At 71.5% G+C, this 25,583-nt stretch carries 23 protein-coding genes and 1 pseudogene; 21 read left to right on the plus strand and 3 right to left on the minus strand.

What is annotated here, in order from left to right; all coding sequences use genetic code 11:
- Nucleotides 1–89 precede the first annotated feature (89 nt).
- From metH to ACFVVU_RS32990, 3 genes are all read left to right on the plus strand, one after another.
- Nucleotides 90–3,599 carry a methionine synthase gene (metH, locus tag ACFVVU_RS32980; RefSeq protein WP_380685867.1) on the plus strand — a complete coding sequence of 1,170 codons (3,510 nt, stop codon included), beginning with the start codon at nt 90–92 and terminating at the stop codon, nt 3,597–3,599.
- Nucleotides 3,600–3,739: 140 nt separating this feature from the next.
- Nucleotides 3,740–4,441: an HAD family hydrolase gene (locus tag ACFVVU_RS32985; protein ID WP_380685869.1), complete on the plus strand. Its 702-nt coding sequence runs from the start codon at nt 3,740–3,742 to the stop codon at nt 4,439–4,441.
- A gap of 289 nt (nt 4,442–4,730) precedes the next feature.
- The gene (locus tag ACFVVU_RS32990; RefSeq protein WP_380685871.1) at nt 4,731–6,332 is read left to right on the plus strand and encodes an ABC transporter substrate-binding protein; all 1,602 of its coding nucleotides are present in this window, start codon (nt 4,731–4,733) and stop codon (nt 6,330–6,332) included.
- Between the two features lie 99 nt (nt 6,333–6,431).
- Here the strand turns inward: ACFVVU_RS32990 and ACFVVU_RS32995 are convergent, their stop codons facing one another.
- Both ACFVVU_RS32995 and ACFVVU_RS33000 read right to left on the minus strand, forming a co-directional pair.
- Nucleotides 6,432–7,103 carry a response regulator transcription factor gene (locus ACFVVU_RS32995; RefSeq protein ID WP_148647703.1) on the minus strand — a complete coding sequence of 224 codons (672 nt, stop codon included), beginning with the start codon at nt 7,101–7,103 and terminating at the stop codon, nt 6,432–6,434.
- Nucleotides 7,104–8,012 carry a RecB family exonuclease gene (locus tag ACFVVU_RS33000; protein ID WP_380689120.1) on the minus strand — a complete coding sequence of 303 codons (909 nt, stop codon included), beginning with the start codon at nt 8,010–8,012 and terminating at the stop codon, nt 7,104–7,106.
- Between the two features lie 181 nt (nt 8,013–8,193).
- Here ACFVVU_RS33000 and ACFVVU_RS33005 point away from each other — a divergent pair, with 181 nt between their 5' ends.
- From ACFVVU_RS33005 to ACFVVU_RS33015, 3 genes are all read left to right on the plus strand, one after another.
- Nucleotides 8,194–9,414, plus strand: a complete 1,221-nt coding sequence (locus tag ACFVVU_RS33005; protein ID WP_380689118.1) for a site-2 protease family protein — start codon at nt 8,194–8,196, stop codon at nt 9,412–9,414.
- A gap of 50 nt (nt 9,415–9,464) precedes the next feature.
- On the plus strand, nt 9,465–10,424 hold the full coding sequence (locus ACFVVU_RS33010) for a tRNA (adenine-N1)-methyltransferase (RefSeq protein ID WP_380689116.1): 960 nt from the start codon (nt 9,465–9,467) through the stop codon (nt 10,422–10,424).
- A gap of 106 nt (nt 10,425–10,530) precedes the next feature.
- The gene (locus ACFVVU_RS33015) at nt 10,531–11,172 is read left to right on the plus strand and encodes a hypothetical protein (RefSeq protein ID WP_380687251.1); all 642 of its coding nucleotides are present in this window, start codon (nt 10,531–10,533) and stop codon (nt 11,170–11,172) included.
- A 17-nt stretch (nt 11,173–11,189) separates the two neighbouring features.
- On the opposite strand, the gene ACFVVU_RS33020 is transcribed toward ACFVVU_RS33015, so the two are convergent.
- Nucleotides 11,190–11,492 carry a ferredoxin gene (locus ACFVVU_RS33020; RefSeq protein WP_355372442.1) on the minus strand — a complete coding sequence of 101 codons (303 nt, stop codon included), beginning with the start codon at nt 11,490–11,492 and terminating at the stop codon, nt 11,190–11,192.
- A 286-nt stretch (nt 11,493–11,778) separates the two neighbouring features.
- Here ACFVVU_RS33020 and arc point away from each other — a divergent pair, with 286 nt between their 5' ends.
- The 15 genes and pseudogenes from arc to tatA all read left to right on the plus strand — a co-directional run bounded on the left by arc (nt 11,779) and on the right by tatA (nt 25,497).
- On the plus strand, nt 11,779–13,545 hold the full coding sequence (gene arc / locus ACFVVU_RS33025; protein ID WP_355372445.1) for a proteasome ATPase: 1,767 nt from the start codon (nt 11,779–11,781) through the stop codon (nt 13,543–13,545).
- A gap of 216 nt (nt 13,546–13,761) precedes the next feature.
- Nucleotides 13,762–15,273: a depupylase/deamidase Dop gene (gene dop, locus ACFVVU_RS33030; protein WP_380687248.1), complete on the plus strand. Its 1,512-nt coding sequence runs from the start codon at nt 13,762–13,764 to the stop codon at nt 15,271–15,273.
- Between the two features lie 182 nt (nt 15,274–15,455).
- Entirely contained in the window at nt 15,456–15,674 is a 219-nt protein-coding gene (locus tag ACFVVU_RS33035; RefSeq protein WP_380687246.1) for a ubiquitin-like protein Pup, read from the plus strand.
- A gap of 155 nt (nt 15,675–15,829) precedes the next feature.
- Nucleotides 15,830–15,907, plus strand: a pseudogene (locus tag ACFVVU_RS33040) (recombination endonuclease VII); the annotation flags it as partial.
- Entirely contained in the window at nt 15,904–16,698 is a 795-nt protein-coding gene (gene prcB / locus ACFVVU_RS33045) for a proteasome subunit beta (protein WP_380687253.1), read from the plus strand. The pseudogene ACFVVU_RS33040 and the gene prcB, both read left to right, overlap by 4 nt.
- A gap of 32 nt (nt 16,699–16,730) precedes the next feature.
- A complete protein-coding gene (prcA, locus tag ACFVVU_RS33050) occupies nt 16,731–17,516 on the plus strand; it encodes a proteasome subunit alpha (protein ID WP_380687244.1) in 786 nt (261 codons plus the stop codon).
- A gap of 126 nt (nt 17,517–17,642) precedes the next feature.
- Nucleotides 17,643–19,004 (plus strand): Pup--protein ligase, encoded by a 1,362-nt coding sequence (gene pafA, locus ACFVVU_RS33055; protein ID WP_380690272.1) that lies wholly within the window; start codon nt 17,643–17,645, stop codon nt 19,002–19,004.
- Between the two features lie 174 nt (nt 19,005–19,178).
- Nucleotides 19,179–20,171, plus strand: a complete 993-nt coding sequence (locus ACFVVU_RS33060) for an FKBP-type peptidyl-prolyl cis-trans isomerase (RefSeq protein ID WP_380689865.1) — start codon at nt 19,179–19,181, stop codon at nt 20,169–20,171.
- Between the two features lie 235 nt (nt 20,172–20,406).
- Nucleotides 20,407–21,714: an FKBP-type peptidyl-prolyl cis-trans isomerase gene (locus tag ACFVVU_RS33065; RefSeq protein ID WP_380689863.1), complete on the plus strand. Its 1,308-nt coding sequence runs from the start codon at nt 20,407–20,409 to the stop codon at nt 21,712–21,714.
- Nucleotides 21,715–21,876: 162 nt separating this feature from the next.
- On the plus strand, nt 21,877–22,242 hold the full coding sequence (locus ACFVVU_RS33070) for an FKBP-type peptidyl-prolyl cis-trans isomerase (RefSeq protein WP_355372465.1): 366 nt from the start codon (nt 21,877–21,879) through the stop codon (nt 22,240–22,242).
- Between the two features lie 169 nt (nt 22,243–22,411).
- Nucleotides 22,412–23,392: a helix-turn-helix transcriptional regulator gene (locus ACFVVU_RS33075; RefSeq protein ID WP_380688766.1), complete on the plus strand. Its 981-nt coding sequence runs from the start codon at nt 22,412–22,414 to the stop codon at nt 23,390–23,392.
- A gap of 127 nt (nt 23,393–23,519) precedes the next feature.
- Entirely contained in the window at nt 23,520–24,476 is a 957-nt protein-coding gene (locus ACFVVU_RS33080; protein WP_355372471.1) for a WYL domain-containing protein, read from the plus strand.
- A 27-nt stretch (nt 24,477–24,503) separates the two neighbouring features.
- Nucleotides 24,504–24,710, plus strand: coding sequence for a hypothetical protein (locus ACFVVU_RS33085; protein WP_380688764.1), 207 nt, complete (start codon nt 24,504–24,506; stop codon nt 24,708–24,710).
- A gap of 36 nt (nt 24,711–24,746) precedes the next feature.
- A complete protein-coding gene (locus tag ACFVVU_RS33090) occupies nt 24,747–24,926 on the plus strand; it encodes a hypothetical protein (protein WP_355372477.1) in 180 nt (59 codons plus the stop codon).
- Between the two features lie 274 nt (nt 24,927–25,200).
- Nucleotides 25,201–25,497, plus strand: coding sequence for a Sec-independent protein translocase subunit TatA (gene tatA, locus ACFVVU_RS33095; RefSeq protein WP_380688762.1), 297 nt, complete (start codon nt 25,201–25,203; stop codon nt 25,495–25,497).
- Nucleotides 25,498–25,583 lie beyond the last annotated feature (86 nt).

A 25,583-nucleotide genomic window follows, 5' to 3' on the forward strand; every position in this document is an offset into this window, starting at 1 on the left:
CCCGGCGATGGCCGGATACCCTGGCCACGTGCGTCCCCGATCCAGCGGGTTCGCAAAGCCGACAGCCGTCGCACCCAGGGAGAAGCCCCATGGCCACTGCAGCCACCCCGTCCGTCACCCAGCAGAGCCGCGCGAACGCGCTGCGCGAGGCGCTCGCCACCCGTGTGGTGGTCGCCGACGGTGCGATGGGCACCATGCTCCAGGCACAGGACCCCACGCTGGAGGACTTCCAGAACCTGGAGGGCTGCAACGAGGTCCTCAACCTCACCCGGCCCGACATCGTCCGCTCGGTGCACGACGCCTACTTCGCGGTGGGCGTGGACTGCGTGGAGACCAACACCTTCGGTGCCAACCACTCCGCGCTCGGCGAGTACGAGATCGCCGACCGCGTCTTCGAGCTCTCCGAGGCGGGCGCCCGGCTGGCCCGCGAGGCCGCCGACGCGCACGGCGCCGAGGACGGCCGGCTGCGCTGGGTGCTCGGCTCGATCGGCCCCGGCACCAAGCTGCCGACCCTCGGCCACGCCCCGTACGAGACGCTGCGCGAGGGCTTCCGGCAGAACGCGGCCGGCCTGATCGCCGGTGGCGCGGACGCCCTGCTGGTGGAGACCAGCCAGGACCTGCTGCAGACCAAGGCCGCGATCCTGGGCTCCAAGCAGGCGCTGGCCGAGGCGGGCGTGGACCTGCCGGTGCTGGTCCAGGTGACCGTGGAGACCACCGGCACCATGCTGCTCGGCTCGGAGATCGGCGCGGCGCTGACCGCCCTGGAGCCGCTGGGCGTGGACTACATCGGCCTGAACTGCGCCACCGGCCCGGCCGAGATGAGCGAGCACCTGCGCTACCTGGCGAAGAACGCCCGGATCGGCCTGTCCTGCATGCCGAACGCCGGTCTGCCGGTGCTGGGCAAGGACGGCGCGCACTACCCGCTGAGCCCGGTCGAGCTGGCCGACGCGCACGACGTCTTCACCCGCGAGTACGGGCTGTCGCTGGTCGGCGGCTGCTGCGGCACCACGCCCGAGCACCTGCGCCAGGTGGTCGAGCGGGTGCAGGGCCGCCCGGTGGCCGCGCGCGACCCGCGCCCGGAGCCGGCCGCCGCCTCGCTGTACCAGTCGGTGCCGTTCCGCCAGGACACCTCGTACCTGGCGATCGGCGAGCGCACCAACGCCAACGGCTCCAAGAAGTTCCGCGAGTCGATGCTGGCCGGCGACTGGCAGGCCTGTGTGGAGATCGCCCGCGACCAGATCCGGGACGGCTCGCACCTGCTGGACCTGTGCGTGGACTACGTCGGGCGCGACGGCGTCGCCGACATGAAGGAGATCGCCGCCCGGCTGGCCACCGCCTCGACCCTGCCGATCGTGCTGGACTCCACCGAGCCGGAGGTGCTGCGGGCGGGTCTGGAGGCGCTGGGCGGCCGCGCGGTGCTCAACTCGGTCAACTACGAGGACGGCAACGCCCCGGAGTCCCGCTTCGGCCGGATCGCCGCGCTGGCCCGCGAGCACGGCGCCGGCCTGATCGCGCTCACCATCGACGAGGAGGGCCAGGCCCGCACCGCCGACAAGAAGGTCGGGATCGCCGAGCGGCTGATCGCCGAGCTCACCGCGGACTACGGCATCGACGAGGGCTCGATCCTGGTCGACTGTCTGACCTTCACCCTGGCGACCGGTCAGGAGGAGTCCCGCCGGGACGGCATCGAGACCATCGAGGCGATCCGCGAGCTGAAGCGCCGCCGCCCGGCGGTGCAGACCACGCTGGGCCTGTCCAACATCTCCTTCGGCCTCAACCCGGCCGCCCGGGTGGTCCTCAACTCGGTCTTCCTGCACGAGTGCGTGGAGGCCGGCCTGGACTCGGCGATCGTGCACGCCTCCAAGATCCTGCCGATCTCGCGGATCCCGGAGGACCAGCGCGAGGCCGCGCTCGACCTGGTCTACGACCGCCGCCGGGAGGGCTACGACCCGCTGCAGCGCCTGCTGGAGCTGTTCGAGGGCGTCTCCTCGGCCTCGGTCAAGGCGTCCAAGGCGGAGGAGCTGGCCGCGCTGCCGCTGGAGGAGCGGCTCCAGCGCCGGATCATCGACGGAGAGCGGAACGGCCTGGAGGCCGACCTGGACGAGGCGCTGACGGCCCGCCCGGCGCTGGAGATCATCAACGACACCCTGCTGTCCGGCATGAAGGTGGTCGGCGAGCTGTTCGGCTCCGGCCAGATGCAGCTGCCGTTCGTGCTCCAGTCCGCCGAGGTGATGAAGTCCGCGGTGGCGCACCTGGAGCCGTACATGGAGAAGTCCGACTCGGAGGGCAAGGGCACCATCGTGCTGGCCACCGTGAAGGGCGACGTCCACGACATCGGCAAGAACCTGGTCGACATCATCCTGTCCAACAACGGCTACAACGTCGTCAACCTGGGCATCAAGCAGCCGGTCTCGGCGATCCTGGACGCCGCGCAGGAGCACAACGCGGACGTCATCGGGATGTCCGGCCTGCTGGTGAAGTCCACCGTGATCATGAAGGAGAACCTGGAGGAGCTGAACCAGCGCAAGCTGGCGGCCCAGTTCCCGGTGATCCTCGGGGGCGCCGCGCTGACCCGCGCCTACGTCGAGCAGGACCTGCACGAGATCTACGAGGGCGAGGTCCGCTACGCCCGGGACGCCTTCGAGGGCCTGCGGCTGATGGACGCGCTGATCGCGGTCAAGCGCGGGGTGCCCGGCGCCGTGCTGCCGGAGCTCAAGCAGCGCCGGCACGCCCGGGTGGAGGTCGAGGAGCCGGAGGAGGTCAACCTCGGCCAGATCCGCTCCGACGTGGCGCTGGACAACCGGGTGCCGGCCCCGCCGTTCTGGGGCGAGCGGATCGTCAAGGGCGTGCCGTTCGCCGACTACGCCTCCTGGCTGGACGAGGACGCGCTGTTCAAGGGCCAGTGGGGGCTGAAGGCCGCCCGCACCGGCGAGGGACCGTCCTACGAGGAACTGGTGGAGACCGAGGGCCGGCCGCGGCTGCGGATGTGGCTGGACCGGCTGCAGACCGAGGGCTGGCTGGAGGCGGCCGTGGTCTACGGCTACTTCCCGGCCAACTCCAAGGGCGACGACCTGATCGTCTTCCACGAGGACGGCACCGAGCGGACCCGCTTCACCTTCCCGCGCCAGCGGCGCGGACGGCGGCTGTGCCTGGCGGACTTCTTCCGCCCGGAGGAGTCCGGGGTGCGCGACGTGGTGGGCCTGCAGGTGGTCACCATGGGCAACCGGATCTCCGAGGCGGCCAACGAGCTGTTCGCGAACAACTCCTACCGCGACTACCTGGAGCTGCACGGGCTGTCCGTCCAGCTGGCCGAGGCGCTGGCCGAGTTCTGGCACGCCCGGGTCCGCTACGAGCTGGGCTTCGGCGACGAGGACCCGCAGGACGTCAAGGACATGTTCGCGCTCAAGTACCGCGGCGCCCGCTTCTCGCTGGGCTACGGCGCCTGCCCGGAGCTGGAGGACCGTGCCAAGATCGCCGAGCTGCTGAAGCCCGAGCGGATCGGCGTGGTGCTCTCCGAGGAGTTCCAGCTGCACCCGGAGCAGTCGACCGACGCGATCGTGATCCACCACCCCGAGGCGAAGTACTTCAACGCCCGGTAACGCACGTGTCGCGCAGCGTTCGCTCTTTCCGGGCGGGCGGGGCGTATCCTTGATGATCCTGAACGGGCCGGTCCGCTCAAAAGCGGGCCGGCCCGTGCCATCCCCGGGGCCGATCCGGGCACGGACGGAAGGATCCCGCCATGACCACCATCTCCACCGCCACCCAGATCCTCGGCGGCGACGACCGGGGCCTCCAGGCGGTGCTGCTGGACATGGACGGGACGCTGGTCGACACCGAGGACTACTGGTGGCAGGCCGAGTGCTCGCTCTTCGCCGACCTCGGCCACCAGCTGACCGCCGACGACCGCGCCCACGTGGTCGGCGGCCCGATGACCCGGGTGATCGACCACCTGCTGAGCAGCACCGGCGTGGACCTGTCGCCGGCCGACCTGACCGTGCTGATCAACCAGCGCTTCGTCGACCTGCTGGGCGGCGGGGTGCCGCTGATGCCGGGCGCCGAGCGGCTGCTCAACACGCTGGCCGCGCACGGCGTGCCGGCCGCGCTGGTGTCCGCCTCGCACCGGCACATCATCGACATCGTGCTCCGCTCGCTGGGCGCCGAGCACTTCGCGTTCTCGGTCGCCGGGGACGAGGTGCCGCGCACCAAGCCGCATCCGGACCCGTACCTGGAGGCGGCCCGCCGGCTGGGCGCCGACCCGGCGCGCTGCGTGGTGGTCGAGGACGCGCCGACCGGGGTGCGGGCCGCCGAGGCGGCCGGCTGCCCGGTGATCGCCGTGCCCTCGGTGACGCCGATCGAGCCCGCGCCCGGGCGGCTGGTGCTGTCCTCGCTGGAGCAGGTCGATCTGGAGCTGTTGCGCTCCCTCGTGACCTCGCGAGTGTGATTGTCGTCTCATTGCAGAGCGGGCGGAACCACCGCTAAGCGGACGGAGGCGGCCGGGTCCCGGGGGAGCGTCCCGGGAGAAAACGGGCATTGCCTGACAACTCGTCGGACAGGCCTGACCAGAGGCCCGTCGCCGTGTCCCAACCGTCACCTGAGGGGGTGCCGGGGCCGCGTGTTCGATATGGCACGCTACTCGGGTTCGTTGCAACCCCAGCCCAGGCACCGCCGCTGACGGGCACCCCCGTCGTGCCCGCGGTCGCAGCCGGACCGCACCCAGAAGGACGCGACCCGTGAAGACTTCAGCTGAACGACTGGCCGTGCTCGGCTGTGCCGGAATCGTCGCCGCCTCGGTGGCCGGCTGCGGCTCGGTGACCGACGCCGTCAAGGGGGACGGCGACAAGTCCATCACCCTGGGCACCACCGCGCTGACCAGCGCCCTCGACCCGGCCGTCGCCTACGACGCGGGCTCCTGGCTGCTGCTGCGCAACACCTTCCAGTCGCTGCTGACCTACCCGGCCGCCTCCAGCGCGCCCACCCCGGACGCCGCCCAGTCCTGCGAGTTCACCGCCGGCGACGCCACCCAGTACCACTGCACGCTCAGGACCGGGCTGAAGTTCTCCAACGGCCACGCGCTCACCGCCGCCGACGTCGTCTTCTCGATCCAGCGGACCCTGAAGATCAACGACCCGAACGGCCCGGCCGGCCTGCTGTCGTCGATCAAGTCCGTCGAGGCGCCCAACGACACCGAGGTGGTCTTCCACCTCGGCCAGCCGGACGCCACCCTGCCCGCCAAGCTGGCCGGCCCGGCCGGCGCCATCGTCGACCAGGAGGTCTACCCGGCCGACAAGGCGCTGCCCAACGACAAGCTGATCGGCTCCGGCCCGTACCGGATCGACTCGGTCGAGGCGATGGCCAAGGGCGGCCCGGCCAAGGTCGTGCTGATGCCCAACGACAAGTACACCGGCGACGCCAAGCTGCGGAACAAGAAGTTCGTCCTGCGCTACTTCGACAAGCCGGCCGACCTCAAGGCCGCGCTGGACAGCGGCGCCGTCGACCTGGCCGACAACAGCCTGGAGCCGAACACCGCCGCCCAGATCCTCTCCGACCAGCAGGGCGGCAAGACCGACCTGCGCGTCGTCGAGGGCGACAGCAACGACACCCGCTACCTGGTCTTCAACACCAAGGACGCCACCGGCGGCAACGTCGCGGTGCGCCAGGCCGCCGCCCAGCTGATCGACCGCAAGTCGCTGGCCCGCGACGTCTTCGCGCGCACCGTCCAGCCGCTGTACTCGATGGTCCCGGCCGGCGTCACCGGCCACAACACGGCCTTCTTCGACCGCTACGGCGACCAGGACGCCACCAAGGCCAAGGCGATCCTCACCGCCGCCAAGGTCCAGACCCCGGTCAAGCTCAGCATCACCTGGGCGCGCTCGCGCGCCGAGTCCGCCGAGGCCGAGACCCTGAAGAAGCAGCTGGAGGCCGGCGGCCTGTTCCAGGTCACGGTCCAGCAGGAGCCCGACTGGGACACCTACAAGAAGGGCTGGAACGAGGGCAAGTACCAGGCGTACATCATCGGCTGGTTCGCGGACTACCCGGACCCCGACAACTACGTCGCCCCGCTGATCGTCGACGGCGGCTCCTACCACCACGGCTGGGACGACCCGCGGATCAGCCAGCGGCTGGTGCCCGACACCCTCAAGCAGACCGACCGGGCCGCGGCGACCAACAGCTACGCCCAGATCCAGGGCATCGTGGCCGAGAACGCCCCGCTCATCCCGCTGTTCCAGAACAAGGCCTTCTTCACCTCCCGCTCCAACATCACCGGCGTGGAGTCCACCGTCGACACCACCGGCTTCTTCCGCTTCTGGGAGATCGGCCGGAGCGGCAAGTAGCCCCCCGCCGACAGCACGGCACGGCGCACTGCGGCCCGCCCGCCCCGCCCGGCCTCGGCCGGGGGAGCGGACGGGCCGCCGTCCGTCGTTCCGCGCCGCCTACAGCGTGCCCGGGCGCACCAGCCCGCTCTCGTAGGCGTACACCGCCGCCTGCACCCGGTCGCGCAGCTGGAGCTTGGTCAGCACATGGCCGACGTGCGTCTTCACCGTCGTCTCGCTGACGAACAGCTCCGCCGCGATCTCCGCGTTCGACAGCCCGCGCGCCACCAGCTTCAGCACCTCCAGCTCCCGCTCGGTCAGCGCGTTCAGCGCCTGCGGCGGCGCCTCCTCGCCCGACGGCAGCTTGGTGGCGTACATGTCCAGCAGCCGCCGGGTGATCGACGGCGCCAGCATCGCCGCGCCGTCCGCCACCACGCGGATCGCCTGCACCAGCTCCTCGGCCGGCACGTCCTTCAGCAGGAAGCCGCTCGCCCCCGCGCGCAGCGCCTCCACGACGTACTCGTCCAGGTCGAAGGTGGTCAGCACCAGCACCTTCGCCGGCCCGTCCCGCCCCGGCCCGGCGATCCGGCGGGTCGCCTCCACGCCGTCCATCCGCGGCATCCGGATGTCCATCAGCACCACGTCGGGCTGCAGCGCCCGCACCTGGTCCAGCGCCTGCTGTCCGTCGCCGGCCTCACCGACCACCACCAGGTCGGACTCGGCCTCCAGGATCATCCGGAAACCGGTGCGCAGCAGCGGCTGGTCGTCGACCAGCAGCACTCGGATCGTCACCTACGACTCCTCGTTCGTCGGATCCCCCGTGGGATCGCGCTCGTCGGACGTACGCGCCAGCGGCAGCGGGTACGGCGGGGGCGTGCCGCCGAACTCCGGGCAGCTGGCCTGGTGGTCGCACCAGTCGCAGAGCCGGTTGCGGGTCGCCGGGAAGTCGCCGGTCGCCACCGCCCGGCCGATCCGCTCCCACAGCGCCAGCAGCTTGCGCTCCACCGCGAGCAGGTCCGCCTCGTCCGGGTCGTAGCTGACCACGTCCCCGCCGCCGCCCAGGTAGACCAGCTGCAGCCGCTTGGGGATCACGCCCTTCCAGCGCCAGACCACCAGTGCGTAGAACTTCATCTGGAACATCGCCTTGCCCTCGAAGTCCCGCGAGGGCGCCCGGCCGGTCTTGTAGTCCACCAGCCGGACCTCACCGGTCGGCGCGACGTCCACCCGGTCGATGTAACCGCGCAGCAGCAGCCCCGACTCCAGCGCCGTCTCCACGTACAGCTCGCGCTCCACCGGGTGCAGCCGGGTCGGGTCCTCCAGCCGGAACCACTGCCCGACCAGCTTCTCGGCGTCCGCCAGCCAGCGGGTCAGCGCCGCGCCGTCCGGGTCCTCCGGGAACAGCCCGGCCAGCTCCGGGCGCTCGCCCAGCAGCCGCTCCCACTGCGGGCGCAGCAGCCCCAGCGCCCGCTCCGGCGTCCGGTCGGCCGCCGGCGAGTCGAACAGCCGCTCCAGCACCGCGTGCACCAGGGTGCCCCGGGTCGCCGCCGAGCTCGGCGGCTCCGGCAGCCGGTCGATCACCCGCAGCCGGTACAACAGCGGGCAGGTGAGGAAGTCGCCCGCACGCGACGGGGACAGCCCGGTCGGGGCCGCCGCCGGACGTGGCGGGGCCGCGGCGGAGCTGCTGGTCTCGGTCTGCTGCATACCCAAGACCCTATTGCCCCCTGCTGTCATCCCGCTGCCACGGTGCTGCCGCAAAGCGCTCGCCGCGGGGTATGAAGGCAGTGGGAAGGCGAGGGGCGGGCGCCGTACGGCAGCCCCGATCACGTAGCGTGGGCGCACCGGCGCGCGGCGCACGCCGGGGGCGACGGACGAAGGGAACACGGTGAGCGACTCCAGGGGGCACCAGACCTCCGACCAGCCACCGCACGGCGGCAACACCCGGCCGGGGCCCCCACCGCCCCGCGAGCCGGAACCCCGCGGCGGCATCCTGGTGGGCCGCCCCTTCGGCGTGCCGATCTACGTCACCCCGTCCTGGTTCGTCATCGCCGCCCTCATCACCTGGGTCTTCGGCGGCCGGCTCGACCAGGTGCTGCCGCACCTCGGCGCCACCCGCTACCTGATCGCGTTCTCCTTCGCCGTCGCCTTCTACGGCTCGGTCCTGGTCCACGAACTCGCCCACACGGTGGTCGCGCTGCGCTACAAGCTGGGTGTTCGCCGCATCCAGCTCCAGTTCTTCGGCGGCGTCTCGGAGATCGAGAACGAGGCCGAACGCCCCTGGCGGGAGTTCTGGCTGGCCTTCGTCGGCCCGCTGCTCTCGCTCGTCCTCGGCGGCGTCTTCTACCTCGCCCTGCAGGCCGTCGAGGTCTCCACCGTCCCAGGCGTCCTGCTCACCGGCCTGATGGTCTCCAACCTCGTCGTCGCCGCCTTCAACCTGCTGCCCGGCCTGCCGCTGGACGGCGGCCGGATGCTGCGCGCCCTCGTCTGGGCCGCCACCGGACGGCCGATGGCCGGCACCGTCGCCGCCGCCTGGGCCGGGCGAGCCCTCGCCATCGCCGTCCTGATCGGCCTGCCGCTGATCAGCTCCGCCCGCACCCTCGAACGAAGCCGCACCGACACCCTGGTCGACGCGGTGCTCGCCGCCGTCCTCGCCGCCATCATCTGGAACGGCGCCACCGGCGCGCTGCGCAACGCCCGGCTCAAGGAGGTCCTGCCCGGCCTGCGGCTGCGCGACCTCGCCCGGCGGGCCGTCGAGGTCACCGCCGACACCTCGCTCGGCGAGGCCATGCGGCGCGCCCACGAGGCGCAGGCCGGGGCCGTCGTGGTCGTCGACGGCCGCGACCAGCCGATCGCCATCGTCCGGGAGTCCGCCGTCCGCTCGGTGCCCGAGCACCGCCGCCCCTGGGTCGCCGTCGGCCCGCTCGCCCGCGACCTCGAACCCGGCCTGCGCCTGTCCGCCGACCTGGTCGGCGAGGACCTGCTGCGCGCCGTGCGGGCCACCCCCGCCGGGGAGTACCTGGTCGTCGAGGAGGACGGGCGGGTGTTCGGCGTCGCGGCGCTCACCGACATCGAGCAGCGGCTGACCGCCGCCGTCACCGGCCGCTGAGAAGGATCACCTGGTAAGCCGGACGGTTCGCTTCCCTTAGGATTGTCCGCATGTCCGAACCGACCGGTGCCGCCCGCCGACGAGGGCCCTTCCAGGTCGGGGACCAGGTCCAGCTGACCGACCCCAAGGGCCGCCACTACACGTTCACGCTCCAGGCCGGGAACCAGTTCCACACCCACAAGGGTGCGTTCCCCCACGACGAGCTGATCGGCGCCCCCGAGGGCACGGTCGTGCGCACCACGGGGAACGTCCCGTACCTCGCGCTGCGCCCCCTGCTCCCCGACTACGTCCTGTCCATGCCGCGCGGGGCCGCCGTGATCTACCCCAAGGACGCGGGGCAGATCCTGGCCATGGCCGACATCTTCGCGGGCGCCCGCGTGGTCGAGGCCGGCGTCGGCTCCGGCGCGCTCTCCACCTACCTGCTGCGCGCCGTCGGCGACACCGGCATGCTCGCCTCCTACGAGCGCCGCCAGGACTTCGCCGACATCGCCCAGGGCAACGTCGAGCGCTACTTCGGCGGGCCGCACCCGGCGTGGAAGCTCACCGTCGGCGACCTCCAGGACAACCTCGTCGAGACCGACGTCGACCGCGTCATCCTCGACATGCTCGCCCCCTGGGAGTGCCTGGACGTCGCCTCCAAGGCGCTCGTCCCCGGCGGCCTCATCTGCTGCTACGTGGCCACCACCACGCAGATGTCGAGGACCGTCGAGGCGCTGCGCGAGCACGGCACCTTCACCGAGCCGCAGGCCTGGGAGACCATGGTCCGCACCTGGCACCTGGAGGGCCTGGCCGTCCGCCCGGACCACCGGATGATCGGCCACACCGGCTTCCTGCTCACCGCCCGCCGGCTCGCCGACGGCGTCGAGCCGCCGCTGCGCCGCCGCCGCCCGGCCAAGGGCGCCTACGGCGAGGACTACGACAACGGGGCCCCCGAGCCGACCCTGCAGGAGCGCGCCGCCGCCCGGGCCGCCGCCCGCGTCGAGGCCGCCGAGCAGGCCGTCCTCGACTGAGTCGCTCACGAAGACGCCTCCCGGAGGGGTGGTACGGCAGCGCCGTACCACCCCTCCCGCGTCCGGGCGTACCCGCGCCACCTCGCCGCCGCCCCGGTGTGGGACGATGCTCGCTCACACAGACCACTGGAGGGGACGCCTGGTGGAGACCGCGGTCGGCACGACGGCTGGACAGCAGACCGCCACGGGCCCAACCGGCCCCCGGCGCGGGCGCACCGCCCCCTGGCACTGGGCCGTGACGGTGGCCGGCTGCGCCGCCGTGGTGGCCGCAGCCCTCGTCGCCGGCCCCGCCAGCGGCGCCCCCGCGCCCGCCCGGCCCACCCCCAGGGCGCTGCCCGCGGCCGCCGCCCCCGATCCGTCGAAGGCCGAACTCCCGCTCGACTGCGGGCCGTTCCCGGTCACCGTGGCCGTCAGCTTCGCCGCCGACCTCGGCGACGGTCGCCCCGGCACCGTCGCCGCCGCGCACTGCGCCGCCGAGAACGGCACCCCGCCCGACGCCGTCTACCTGCTCGGCACCGGCCCCGACGGGCGCCCCGCGGTGCTGGCCACCCTGCTCTCCGAGCGCGAGAACCTCACCGTCAGCCGCCTCGCGCTGCGCTCCGACGGGGCCGTCACCGCCCACGCGCAGGGCTACTCCGGCGACGACGTACCGCGGTTCGCGCCGGACATCTCGCTCTCCCTCACCTGGACGCGCAAGGGCGGCGGCTGGGACCGTTCCCAGACCACCGCCCCGTTGAGCCTCACCTAGACCCCGGTGACGAACTCCTACTCCGCGTCAGGCCCGTACACCTCGACGCCGTCCGCGGCCCGGCGCACGTGGATGCAGTCGCCGGGGCAGTCCTTCACCGAGTCCACGACGTCCTGAAGCAGCGTCAGCGGCACCGGCACCGTCTCACCGGGCTGCTGGCGCAACTCGTCGTCCTCGCCCTTCACATACGCGAGGCCGTCGATGTCCAGCTCGAAGACCTCCGGCGCGTACTGCGCGCAGATGCCGTCGCCGGTGCACAGATCCTGGTCGATCCACACCTCCAGCGGCTCGGAAGCCGCCTTCGACTCGCTCACCGACATGATGATTGTCCGCCGTTTCTGTCCCGGGACGCCCCGTCCTGAGGCATTCCCGCCATTCGTACAACGATCGGACCCCGTGCGTCGGTCGCGATCGGATATCGACTCGATCGACGATACATCTGGTCCGCTTTGGCCCGTGCGCGGTGGGTATCCCCCTAGCAGAGGGGAAGCACGCGAGGGCGAAGATCGGACACGCCCGTTCCATCTTTCTTGATCTAGGGGTTTACGGACCCCTGGTCCCAGGTAGGGTCTGGAAGCGTCCAGCTCCCCGGAGGAGGTGAGGACCGTGGCAGCCCACGATGACGACTACAACCGCAGCACCGGCAGGCCCGCTCGTGGTTCCGACGAGGCCGCTCAGGTCTCGTACCTTGAGCAGGAAATCGCCGTCCTGCGCCGCAAGCTCGCCGACTCGCCGCGCAATTCGAGAATCCTCGAAGAGCGGATCGTCGAGCTCCAGACCAACCTGGCCGGCGTGACCGCCCAGAACGAACGGCTCGCCTCCACCCTGCGTGAGGCCCGCGACCAGATCGTGGCCCTCAAGGAGGAAGTGGACCGGCTGGCACAGCCCCCGGCGGGATTCGGCGTCTTCCTCAGCGCCAACGAGGACGACACCGCCGACATCTTCACCGGCGGCCGCAAGCTCCGCGTGAACGTCAGCCCCAACGTCGCCCTCGACGAGCTGCGGCGCGGCCAGGAAGTCATGCTCAACGAGGCCCTCAACATCGTGGACGCGATGGCCTTCGAGCGCATCGGCGACCTCGTCACCCTCAAGGAGGTCCTGGAGGACGGCGAGCGGGCCCTGGTCATCGGCCACACCGACGAGGAGCGGGTGGTGCGCCTCGCCGAACCGCTGCGCGAGACCACCCTCCGGGCGGGGGACGCCCTCCTGCTGGAACCGCGTTCCGGCTACGTGTACGAGGTCGTGCCGAAGGCCGAGGTCGAGGAGCTGGTCCTCGAGGAGGTCCCGGACATCGACTACCGCCAGATCGGCGGCCTGTCCAACCAGATCGAGCTGATCCGCGACGCGGTCGAGCTGCCCTACCTGCACGCCGAGCTCTTCAAGGAGTACGAGCTGCGCCCGCCCAAGGGCGTGCTGCTCTACGGCCCGCCCGGCTGCGGCAAGACGCTGATCGCCAAGGCCGTGGCGAACTCGCTGGCCAAGAAGGTCGCCGAGGTCACCGGCCGCCCGCAGGGGAAGAGCTACTTCCTCAACATCAAGGGCCCCGAGCTGCTCAACAAGTACGTCGGCGAGACCGAGCGGCAGATCCGCCTGGTCTTCCAGCGGGCCCGCGAGAAGGCCGGCGAGGGCACCCCCGTCATCGTCTTCTTCGACGAGATGGAGTCCCTCTTCCGCACCCGCGGCTCCGGCGTCAGCTCGGACGTCGAGAACACCATCGTCCCCCAGCTGCTCGCCGAGATCGACGGCGTGGAGGGCCTGGAGAACGTCATCGTCATCGGCGCCTCGAACCGCGAGGACATGATCGACCCGGCGATCCTGCGGCCCGGCCGCCTGGACGTCAAGATCAAGATCGAGCGCCCGGACGCCGAGGCGGCCAAGGACATCTTCTCCAAGTACCTCAAGGACTCGCTGCCCTTCCACCCGGACGACGTCAAGGAGCACGACGGCTCCGTCGAGGCCACGGTGGCGGCGATGATCCAGTCGGTGGTGGAGCGGATGTACTCCGAGACCGAGGAGAACCGCTTCCTGGAGGTCACCTACGCCAACGGTGACAAGGAGGTCCTGTACTTCAAGGACTTCAACTCCGGCGCGATGATCCAGAACATCGTCGACCGGGCCAAGAAGATGGCCATCAAGGACTACCTCGACCACGGCCAGCGCGGTCTGCGGGTCTCCCACCTGCTCAACGCCTGCGTGGACGAGTTCAAGGAGAACGAGGACCTGCCGAACACCACCAACCCGGACGACTGGGCCCGGATCTCCGGCAAGAAGGGCGAGCGGATCGTCTTCATCCGCACCCTGGTCACGGGGAAGCAGGGCGCCGAGTCCGGCCGCTCCATCGACACTGTCGCGAACACCGGGCAGTACCTGTAACCGACCCGGTCCGGGCCTCCCGGAACGCTCGCACCCCGTCCGGCTGTGGCGCCTCGCGGCCCCGCAGCCGGACGGCGCGTCTCGGGGCCCGCCGGTCGGTGCCGCGTTCTAGGCTCGACCCACCGTTCGCGGGCAGACGGCCGGCGTCGGTGTTGTTCAGCGGTACGTCAGCGTGGACCGCCCGCCGGGGGCGGCCCACCGGGCAAGGAGGGCCGCATGACCGTACGGCGCGTGATGGGCATCGAGACCGAGTACGGGATCTCCGTGCCCGGGCACCCCAACGCCAACGCCATGCTCACCTCGTCCCAGATCGTCAACGCGTACGCGGCGGCGATGCACCGGGCACGGCGGGCCCGCTGGGACTTCGAGGAGGAGAATCCGCTGCGCGACGCCCGGGGCTTCGACCTCGCACGGGACGTCGCCGACGCCAGCCAGCTGACCGACGAGGACATCGGCCTCGCCAACGTCATCCTCACCAACGGCGCGCGGTTCTACGTCGACCACGCGCACCCCGAGTACAGCTCGCCCGAGGTGACCAACCCGCGCGACGCCGTGCTCTGGGACAAGGCCGGCGAACGGATCATGGCGGCCGCCGCACAGCGCGCGCTGGAGCTGCCCAACGGGCAGAACATCCACCTCTACAAGAACAACACCGACAACAAGGGCGCCTCCTACGGCACCCACGAGAACTACCTGATGAAGCGGGCGACCCCGTTCGCCGACATCGTCCGCCACCTCACCCCCTTCTTCGTCTCGCGCCAGGTGGTCACCGGCGCCGGCCGGGTCGGCGTGGGGCAGGACGGCTCCGCCCACGGCTTCCAGATCAGCCAGCGCGCCGACTTCTTCGAGGTCGAGGTCGGCCTGGAGACCACCCTCAAACGGCCGATCATCAACACCCGGGACGAACCGCACGCCGACGCCGAGAAGTACCGCCGGCTGCACGTGATCATCGGGGACGCCAACCTCTCGGAGATCTCCACCTACCTCAAGCTCGGCACCACCTCGCTGGTGCTGGCCATGATCGAGGACGCCTTCATCACCTCCGACCTGGCCGTCGACCAGCCGGTGCGCACCCTGCACCGGATCTCCCACGACCCCACGCTGAAGCACCTGGTCACGCTGCGCAGCGGGCGCCGGCTCACCGCCGTGCAGCTCCAGCTGGAGTACTTCGAGCTGGCCCGCAAGTACGTCGAGGACCGCTTCGGCACCGACGCCGACGAGCAGACCGTGGACGTGCTGGCCCGCTGGGAGGACGTGCTGGGCCGCCTGGAGCGCGATCCGATGTCGCTCTCCCGCCAGCTGGACTGGATCGCCAAGCGGGAGATCCTGGAGGGCTACCGCAGCCGGGACGGCCTGGAGTGGGACAGCCCGCGGCTGCAGCTGGTCGACCTCCAGTACAGCGACGTACGGCCCGAGAAAGGCCTCTACAACCGTCTGGTGGCCCGTGGCCGGTTCGACCGGCTGCTGACCGAGGAGGAGGTCGTCAGGGCCGTCACCAAGCCGCCGGAGGACACCCGGGCGTACTTCCGCGGGCGCTGCCTGGAACAGTACGCCGAGCACGTCGCGGCGGCCTCCTGGGACTCGGTGATCTTCGACCTGCCGGGCCGGGACTCGCTCCAGCGGGTGCCCACCCTGGAGCCGCTGCGCGGCACCCGCAACCACGTCAAGGAGCTGCTGGACCGCTGCCGCACGGCGGAGGACCTGCTGCGGGTCCTCTCCGGCGGGTAGCCGGGTCACTTTCCGATCACCACGGGTGAACGCCGGGCAAATGGGAATCATCCGGGGTGACGGCGGACGTTGGACAGGAAGCGCCACCGGCAAACCGGAAGCGGGTTGTCGCACCTTGTGTATAGGGTCGGTGCAGCAAGCAACGACCAAACCGTGCCAGACGATCGAGCGGGGTGAGGTAAATGGCGAGCAAGGACACCGGCGGCGGCCAGCAGCGGGCGAACCGCTCCTCCGAGGAGGTCGAGGAGCAGGCCGCGGAAGCGCAGAATTCGGATGACCTCAAGGAACGCCAGGAAAAGCTGGGCGACGACGTCGACGCGGTTCTGGACGAAATCGACGAGGTCCTGGAATCGAACGCCGAGGATTTCGTGCGGCAGTTCGTGCAAAAGGGCGGACAGTAATCCCAGCCGGAATCCGGGAGGCTGCCCGGCGGCATTCCGGGAATCCACGGTCGCGAACGATGACGGCGGACGGGCGGCGGGAGCCGTCCGTCCGTCCGGTCCGGCCCCGCACCGTGCTGGACAGTGATCGTCCGGCCGGTAGGGTGCGGGCAGTGCGCGCTTCAAGCTACCTGGAAGGAATCGTGTGGAAGCCAACACTCGTGGCACCGGGCGTCTACCGGCTGCCTTCCTGACCCCGGGGTCCTCGTCGTTCCTCGACTTCCTGGAGGCCCACCGGCCCGAGTTGATCCCCGGCCGGCGCCGGCTGCCCGAGGGTGTCATCGAGGCCCCGCACGGCACGACCATCGTCGCCGCGGTCTTCGACGGCGGCGTGGTCCTCGCCGGTGACCGCCGCGCGACGATGGGCAACGTGATCGCCCAGCGGGACATGGAGAAGGTCTTCCCGGCGGACGAGTACAGCGCGATCGGCATCGCCGGCACCGCCGGCCTCGCGATCGAGATGGTCCGGATGTTCCAGCTGGAGCTGGAGCACTACGAGAAGATCGAGGGCACCGTGCTCTCCCTGGAGGGCAAGGCCAACCGGCTCACCACCATGATCCGGGGCAACCTCGGCATGGCGATGCAGGGCCTGGCGGTCGTCCCGATGTTCGCCGGCTACGACCTCGACCTCGGCCGCGGCCGGATCTTCACCTACGACGTCACCGGCGGCCGCTCCGAGGAGCGCGGCTTCGCCGCCACCGGCTCCGGCTCGGTCTTCGCCCGCGGCTCGATGAAGAAGCTCCACCGCGACGACCTGACGGCCGACCAGGCCGCCACCATGGTCGTCCAGGCGCTCTACGACGCGGCCGACGACGACTCCGCCACCGGCGGACCCGACCTCGCCCGCAAGATCTTCCCGATCGTCTCGCTGATCACCGAGGACGGCTTCCGCCGGCTCACCGAGGCCGAGGTCGCCGCGATCGCCGTCTCCATCACCGACCAGCGCCTGGCCCACCCCAACGGGCCGCAGGCCCCGCTGCTCTAGCCATCAACTGAGGAAGGAAGGGACGACCGCCGGTGTCCACACCGTTCTACGTCTCCCCCCAGCAGGCCATGGCGGACCGCGCGGAGTACGCCCGCAAGGGCATCGCGCGCGGTCGCAGCGTGGTCGTGCTCACCTACGCGGACGGCATCGTCTTCGTCGCCGAGAACACCTCCCGGGCCCTGCACAAGGTGTCCGAGATCTACGACAAGATCGCCTTCGCGGCGGTCGGCCGGTACAACGAGTTCGAGAACCTGCGCATCGGCGGCGTCCGCTACGCCGACCTGCGCGGCTACACCTACGACCGGGCCGACGTCACCGCCCGGGGCCTGGCCAACGTCTACGCCCAGACGCTCGGCACCATCTTCTCCTCGGTCGGCGAGAAGCCCTACGAGGTCGAGCTGATCGTCGCCGAGGTCGGCCGCACGGCCGAGGACGACCAGATCTACCGGCTCACCCCGGACGGCTCGGTGGTCGACGAGAAGAACTACGTCGTGGTCGGCGGCAACGCCGACTCGATCGGCAACTACCTGGGCCAGCGCCACCGCAGCGGCTTCTCGCTCACCGAGGCCGTCAAGGTGGCCGTGGACTCGCTCGCCCGCGACCCCAACGGCGGCAGCCCGCGCACCCTCACCCCCGACCAGCTGGAGGTGGCGGTCCTGGACCGCCAGCGCTTCCAGCAGCGCAAGTTCAAGCGGATCCTGGGCGGCCAGCTCGCCCGGCTGCTCGACGGCGACCAGTCCGCCGAGTCGGACGACTCGGACGACGCGGACGACAAGGGGAAGCCGGCGGCCACCCCGCCCGGCGACTCCGACCAGTAGTGCCCACGGGGTCCCGTACGGCGGCCGGCGACGGCGGCCGCACGGGACCCCGGTGCCCCTGCGGCGGCCCGGACGGGCTTTCGCGGAGGCGGTTTCGGACAGCTCCCATCAGAGAATGGATGGCCCATGGACCGCCGAATTTTCGGGCTGGAGAACGAGTACGGAGTCACCTGCACGTTCCGCGGACAGCGCAGGCTGTCCCCGGACGAGGTCGCCCGCTACCTCTTCCGCCGCGTAGTCTCCTGGGGCCGCAGCAGCAACGTGTTCCTGCGCAACGGTGCCCGCCTGTACCTCGACGTCGGCTCCCACCCCGAGTACGCCACCCCCGAGTGCGACGACGTCGTCGAGCTGGTGACGCACGACAAGGCGGGCGAGCGCATCCTCGAAGGCCTGCTGGTCGACGCCGAACGGCGGCTGCACGAGGAGGGCATCGCCGGGGACGTCTACCTCTTCAAGAACAACACCGACTCCGCCGGCAACTCCTACGGCTGCCACGAGAACTACCTGGTGGCCCGGCACGGCGAGTTCTCCCGGCTGGCCGACGTGCTCATCCCGTTCCTGGTGACCCGGCAGCTCATCTGCGGCGCCGGCAAGGTGCTGCAGACCCCCCGCGGCGCGGTCTACTGCGTCAGCCAGCGCGCCGAGCACATCTGGGAGGGCGTCAGCTCGGCGACCACCCGCTCCCGCCCGATCATCAACACCCGCGACGAGCCGCACGCCGACGCCGAGCGCTACCGCCGGCTGCACGTGATCGTCGGCGACTCCAACATGTCGGAGACCACCACCCTGCTCAAGGTGGGCGCCACCGACCTGGTGCTGCGGCTCATCGAGGCCGGCGTGGTGATGCGCGACCTCACCCTGGAGAACCCGATCCGGGCGATCCGCGAGGTCAGCCACGACCTCACCGGCACCCACCAGGTCCGGCTCGCCAACGGCCGGGAGGCCAGCGCGCTCGACATCCAGGAGGAGTACTACTCCAAGGCCCTGGAGTTCGCCGACCGCAAGGGCATCAACACCGGCACCATCGCGCGCGTCCTCGACCTGTGGGGCCGCACCCTGGAGGCGGTCAGGACCGAACGCCTCGACGGGGTCGCCACCGAGATCGACTGGATCATGAAGTACAAGCTCATCGAGCGCTACCGCGAGAAGCACCAGATGAGCATGAGCAACCCCCGGGTCGCCCAGATCGACCTCGCCTACCACGACATCCACCGCCGCCGCGGCCTGTTCTACCTGCTCCAGGCCAAGAACCAGGCGCAGCGGGTGACCACCGACCTCAAGACCTTCGAGGCCAAGTCGATCCCGCCGCAGACCACCCGGGCCCGGCTGCGCGGCGACTTCATCCGCCGGGCGCAGGAGCAGCGCCGCGACTTCACCGTCGACTGGGTGCACCTCAAGCTGAACGACCAGGCGCAGCGCACCGTGCTCTGCAAGGACCCGTTCCGGTCCGTCGACGAGCGGGTGGAGAAGCTCATCGCCGGCATGTGACCGGCGCGCGGGGCGGGGGAGCGGCGCGCGGTCCCCGTCACCCGTCGGTGTGATCTTCACGGCGCCCGGTCCCGGTGGTGCCTACCGGGACCGGGCGCCGTCTGCGCATACGCTGTCCGTCGAGTCCGGAGCCGGAGTCCGGAGAGCCGACTTTGACCGACAGTTAGGAACGCCGTGCGCCGCACCGCCGGGTTGCTTCTCACCCTGCCCCTGCTGCTGGCGGTGGCCTGCAGCAGCTCCACCAAGCCGGCCGGCCAGGCCACGCCCACGGCGTCGCCGACCGCCGCGCCCACCGTGCCCACCCCGGTGAGCGAGGCCTCGCCGATGCCGGTGCTGTCCGGCGGGGGCTTCGGGAGCAAGGCCACCATCACCCTCCCCGAGGGCCAGCAGCCCAGCGGTCAGTTCGTGGTGAACACCGTCAGCGAGGGGGACCGCCCGGCGGTCAACAAGGGCGACTGGGTGACGGTCAACTACACCGCCAAGGACTGGACCACCGGCAAGGACCTGCCCAGCTCCTACGACTCCGGCGGCAAGCCGCAGCTCTACCAGGCGGGCAGCGGGCAGCTGGTGCCGGCCTTCGACCAGAGCGTGATCGGCAAGAAGGTCGGCAGCCGGCTGCTGGTCGTCGCCCCGCCGGCCGCCGCCTTCGGCACCCAGGGTTCCACCCAGCTCGGCGTCGGCCCCGGCGACACCGTGGTCTTCGTGCTCGACATCATGGAGAGCCTGCCGCCGGACTCCACGCTGTCGGGCACCATGACGCAGGCGCCGGCGAACCTGCCGCAGGTCAAGGACAACGGCAAGGCCGCCGTCACCATCACCGTGCCGGCCGGGGAGGCCCCGCCGACCGACCTCCAGCAGGCCGTGCTGATCAAGGGCGAGGGCAAGCAGGTCAAGTCCGGGCAGACCCTGGTCGTGCAGTACACCGGGGTGCTGTGGAGCAACGGCCAGCAGTTCGACTCCTCCTGGAGCCACGGCGGCGCCCAGGCCCTGCAGATCGGCACCGGCAGTGTGATCGAGGGCTGGGACAAGGGCCTGGTCGGCCAGAACGTCGGCAGCCGGGTCCTGCTGGTGGTGCCGCCGGCGCTCGGTTACAAGGACCAGGCGCAGGGCTCAGTGCCGCCGAACTCCACCCTGGTGTTCGTGGTGGACATCCTGGAAGCCGTGTAGCGCCGGACCGGCGGAGATCCCCGGCGCGGGCTGGTTCGAGCCCGGGGGAGTCCGTACGCTTGGGCGGGCGCTCGCACGGGCAAGCGCCCGCCCTCATCCTGACCTGTCATACTGCCCTCGCACTGTGGTAGGCGCCGCCGGCGCCCGGGGTCCGGGCGGGCAGTGCGGCAGCACCCCGGCGCCACCACGCCGGCCGTAGACCTCGAAGACCTCGTGGCGAGATGGATGGGGAGTCATGTCTGAGAAAGCGTCGAGCCCGGGCGGGTCCGGCACCACGCCTGGTAACTCCGCCGGGGACCCGGCCGACTCGCGGCCCGGCGGCCCGCTCCCGGGCGACGGTGAGTCGATCATCGTGCCCCCGGCGATCCTGAAGCAGCAGGCCGGGTGGGGCGGGTCCGGGGAAACGCAGCGGGCCACCGGGACGAAGACCGACGAGGCCCCGCAGATCTTCGCCTCCACCGTCCGCCGCGAGGAGACCTCCGAGGCCGGGTACAACGAGAACCCGGGCAACGTCGGCAAGCTCGGCGTGATCCTCGGCACAGTCCTGGGCGTCCTGCTCATCGGCAGCGCCGTCACCCTGTACCTGGTGAACAAGGACGGCTCGGACGACACCGCCGCCGCCAAGCCGGACGCCGCCAAGTCCGCCCCGGCGACGCCGACCGCCGAGCCCGTCCCGCCGATCAAGGACAGCGCCAAGGTGCTGCCCAACGTCACCGGCGACTTCGGCACCAAGGCCACCATCGAGGTGCCCGCCGACCAGGCCGACGGCAACTTCGTCGTCAAGGTCCTCTCCGAGGGCAACGGCGCCAAGGTCGAGAAGAACTCCTGGACCTCCGTCGACTACACCGGCAAGGACTGGAACACCGGCAAGGACATCCCCTCGTCCTACGACGACAAGGGGAAGCCGCAGATCTTCCAGGCCGGCACCGACGCGCTCATCCCGGCGCTCGACCAGGCCGTCATCGGCAAGAAGGCCGGATCCCGGCTGCTGGTCGTCGCCCCGCCGGCCGCCGCCTTCGGCGCCCAGGGCAACCCCAGCATGTCGATCGGGGCGAAGGACAACCTGATCTTCGTCATCGACATCCGCAACAGCAACGCCCCCGACGCCGTCGTCAGCGGCACCGTGACCCCGCCGCCCGCGGACTTCCCGCAGGTCAAGGACAACGGCAAGAAGCCCGCCGACATCACCCCGGTGCCCGGCGCGGCCGACCCGACCGAGCTCAAGAGCCACGTCCTCATCAAGGGCGAGGGCCGCAAGGTCGAGAAGGGCGAGAAGATCCTCGTCCAGTACACCGGCGCCCTGTACAAGGACGGCAAGGTCTTCGACTCCTCGCTGACCCGCGGCCAGGCGTTCTCCTTCCCGCTCGGCGGCGGCCAGGTCATCGCCGGCTGGGACCAGGGCCTGGAGGGTCAGACCATCGGCAGCCGGGTCGAGCTCGTCATCCCGGCCTCGCTCGGATACAAGGACCAGGCCCAGAACGAGATCCCGGCCAACTCCACGCTGGTCTTCGTCGTCGACATCCTCGACGCCGGTCAGGGCTGATCCACTTTCGGGTGACAATGGTGTACGTGTGACCTCCGGGCCCCGGCCGCGTGGCCGGGCCCGGACGGGCGGCGGGCGCCCGTACCGTGGTCCGGGAACGGACCGGAGTGCGGGCGCCCGCCGCTTGGTCGTGGAACGAACCAACCGTGAGATGAGGCACTAGTGAGCAAGCCCGAGATCGACTTCCCGGTCGGAGACCCGCCGGCCGAGCTGAAGATCCGCGACATCGTCGTCGGCACCGGCGAGGAGGCCAAGCCGGGCCAGGTCGTCGAGGTCCACTACGTCGGCGTGACCTTCGCGACCGGCGAGGAGTTCGACGCCAGCTGGAACCGCGGCTCGACCTTCAAGTTCCCGCTCGGCGGCGGCCGGGTCATCAAGGGCTGGGACCAGGGTGTCGCCGGCATGAAGGTCGGCGGCCGCCGCGAGCTGACCATCCCGCCGCACCTGGCCTACGGCAACCAGTCGCCCAGCCCGCTCATCCCCGCGGGCTCGACCCTGATCTTCGTGGTCGACCTGATCTCCGTCTGAGGACGCTGATCGTCAGGGCCGCATCCCCCACGGGGGGTGCGGCCCCACGTGTTCGCGGACTCGGCTTTTGCACCGTGTACCGCTACCGGTACGGTCGGTCCCGCCGGGTCAACGACGACGCCCGGCGGGCGCACCCCGCGCGCGGCGCGGCACACCGGAAGGGTCAGCGATGGCGATCGCCAAGGCAGAGCGGCTGATGAATCTCGCCCTGTGCCTGATGAACACCAGACGTCCGCTCTCCAAGAAGGAGCTGCGGGAGTCCATCGAGGCCTACCGCGAAGCCTGGCAGAACAGCAGCGAGGAAGCCTTCAACCGGATGTTCGAGCGGGACAAGGACGACCTGCGCGAACTCGGACTGGTCATCGACGTCGACGAGAACGCCCTCGACGGCGAACTCGGCTACCTCGCCCGCGCCGACCGCAACCGCCTGCCCGAGATCGCCCTCGACGCCGAGGAGGCCGCCGCGCTCACCCTCGCCGCCCGGGTCTGGCAGCAGGCCAAGATGAGCGGCGCCGCCAGCGGCGCGCTCCAGAAACTGCGCGCCGCCGGCGTCCCCTTCACCGAGACCGAGCGCCGCCCCGCCCTCGAACCGCGCATCCCCGCCCGGGAGGCCGCCTTCGAACCGCTGCTCACCGCCGCCCGCGACCGCCGCCCGGTCACCTTCGAGTACCGCAAGGCCGGCGCCGCCGCCGTCGAACAGCGCAGCGTCGAACCCTGGGCCCTGGAGTGCTGGCGCGGCCACTGGTACCTGGCCGGCTGGGACCGCGACCGCGAGGATGCCCGGGTCTTCCGGCTCAGCCGGATCACCGGCAAGGTCCGGGCCCGCTCCGGCGCCTTCCTCGGCACGGTGCCCGAGCACGTCGACGTCCGCGCCACCGTGGCCAAGTTCGCCGGCGAGGGCGCCACCGCCACCGCCGTGGTCAGGGTCCGCCGCGGCGCGGGCTTCCCGCTGCGCACCAAGGCGCTCGCCACCCGGCGGGCCGACGACGGCTGGGACGAACTGGAGATCCCGTACGGCAACGGGCTCGGCGCCGACCTCGCCGAGTTCGGGCCGGACGTGCTGGTGGTCGGCCCCGAGGAGCTGCGGGCCGACGTCATCGACCGGCTGCGTGCGGTGGCCGGCACCGTAGTGGAGGGTGTGCGGGCATGAGCGAGCGAAGCCCGGGGGTACCCCCGGCCGGAGGCTGGGGGAGAATCATCGGAAGGCGCGCACTGTGCGAAGCGCCTGCCGAGCGGTGGGGGTCCCCCCGGCCGCAGGCTGGGGGAGAGGTGGCCGCATGAGCAACGCGATCGACCAGACCCGGCGGATGCTCTCGCTGGTCACCTACCTGCGCGAGCGCCCCGGCGCCGAGGTCGCCGAGGTGGCCCGGGCCTTCGGCATCAGCGAGCGCGAACTCATCGGCGACCTCAACGTCCTGCCGATGTGCGGCACCAGCTTCCGCGGCGGCGACTTGCTCGACATCGACACCGACGGCGAGCGGATCTGGTGGCACAACGTCGACGACGTCGCCCAGCCGCTGCGGCTGGCCGCCGACGAGGCGACCGCGCTGCTGGTCGCCGCCCGCGCCGTCGCCGGACTGCCCGGCCTGCGGGCCGGTGACCGCGAGGCGCTCACCCGGGCCGTCGCCAAGATCGAGAACGCGGCGGGGGAGAACGCCGAGGGCAGCGCCCGGGTCGGCGTGACCTTCGAGGCCGAGAGCCACGTCTTCGCCGACATCGACCGCGCCCTCAGCGAGGGCCGCCGGCTCTGGCTGCGCTACTACTCGCACGGCCGCGGCGGCATGACCGAGCGCGAGGTCGACCCGATCCGGCTGCTCACCGAGGGCCACACCTACCTGGAGGCCTGGTGCCGGACCTCCGAGGACCACCGGATGTTCCGGCTCGACCGGGTCGCCGAGATCAAGGTCCTGGACGTCCCCGCCGACCCGCCCAAGCGTGAGCCGCGCGACCTCTCCGGCGGGCTGGTCAACCCCTCCGCCGACGACCCCGAGGTCGTCGTCGAGGTCTCCTCCGGCGGCCGCTGGGTCGCCGAGTACTACACCCACGACCGGGCCGAGGAACTGCCGGACGGCGGACTGCGGATCACCCTGCGCAGCGCCGACCCTTCGCAGCTGCGCCCGCTGGCGCTGCGGCTGGGCCGCGACGGGCGGATCGTCTCGCCGCCGGAGCTGGCCGGGCAGGCGCGGGCGGCGGCGCTGGAGGCGCTGGCGCACTACGGGGAGGGGCGGGTCTGAGCCGTGGAGCCCGGTACCAGATTCAAGGTGTACTGCTCGGAGTGCCGGGAGAAGGTGGAGCTGCCGGTCGAGGCGTTCCGCCTGACCTTCGGCCGTGCGGCGGCGCAGCCGCACTACAGCTTCGGGTGCCCGCTGTGCGGGGCGGCGGTGCGCAAGCCCGCCGGGGAGAAGATCGTCGCCGCGCTGACCGAGGCCGGGGTGCGGACCATGCGGCTGGTGCCGGCCGAGGGATGAGCGGGGCCGGTGAGCGGGGCCGCTAGGGTGGGGTCCATGTCCTGGATGCTCGTCGCCGCCGTCCTCCTCGCCACCGCCGGCCTGCTGGTGCTCGGCGTCCTCGCGGTCCGGCTCTGGATGGATGTGCGGGCCCTGGCCAAGGGCGTGGACGCCGCCTCGCGGGCGCTGGCCGAGGCGGCCGGCGACCTCGCGGCCTCGGCGGCGGCCCGCTCCTGACGGCGCGCGGGCCCGCCGCGGTCCGGCGTACGGAGCGTTCACCCCGGCGCACGGAGCGCGGCGGACCGTCGCGGACCTGCCGGTGATGTCGAACGGAGCGCACCGGGGGCTGCTGTTCGGAGGTAGGGGCGCGTTACGCTCTCAGTTGGCTCCTGCGCGCGAACGGGGGCCGCTGTCCTGTTCGGGCGGCCGTCGTCACGGCGTCACCCGCAGCGGTTACCATCCCCGCAGCGGGCGGCCCGTCGGGTGCCGCCGAGACTGAAGGTGGTCGAGCATGCGGGTCTCGTTCACCGCGATCCTCCTGGTCGCGGTCATCGCCATTGTGCTTTTCGGCGCCAAGCGGCTGCCGGATCTGGCGCGTTCGCTGGGCCAGTCGGCCCGGATCCTCAAGAGCGAGGCCAAGGCGATGCGCACCGACGGCACCGACGGCACCCCGGCGCCGTCCGCCCCGGCGGTGGCCGACGGCGGTACGGCGAAGACCATCCAGTCCGCCCCGGGAGCGTCCGCGACCGCCCGCCCGGTGAACGAGCAGCCCGCCGGGCAGTCCGCTCCGGACGGCGGGGCGCGCTGAGCGCGCCGCACACGCGACCACTGGAGGCCCGTCGACCGGCGGGCCTCGACGCACGAGTTGAGGACCGGGGTTGAGCAAGCTCACCA

It is taken from the genome of Kitasatospora sp. NPDC057965 (assembly GCF_042887135.1).
In the GTDB taxonomy this organism is placed as follows: domain Bacteria; phylum Actinomycetota; class Actinomycetes; order Streptomycetales; family Streptomycetaceae; genus Kitasatospora.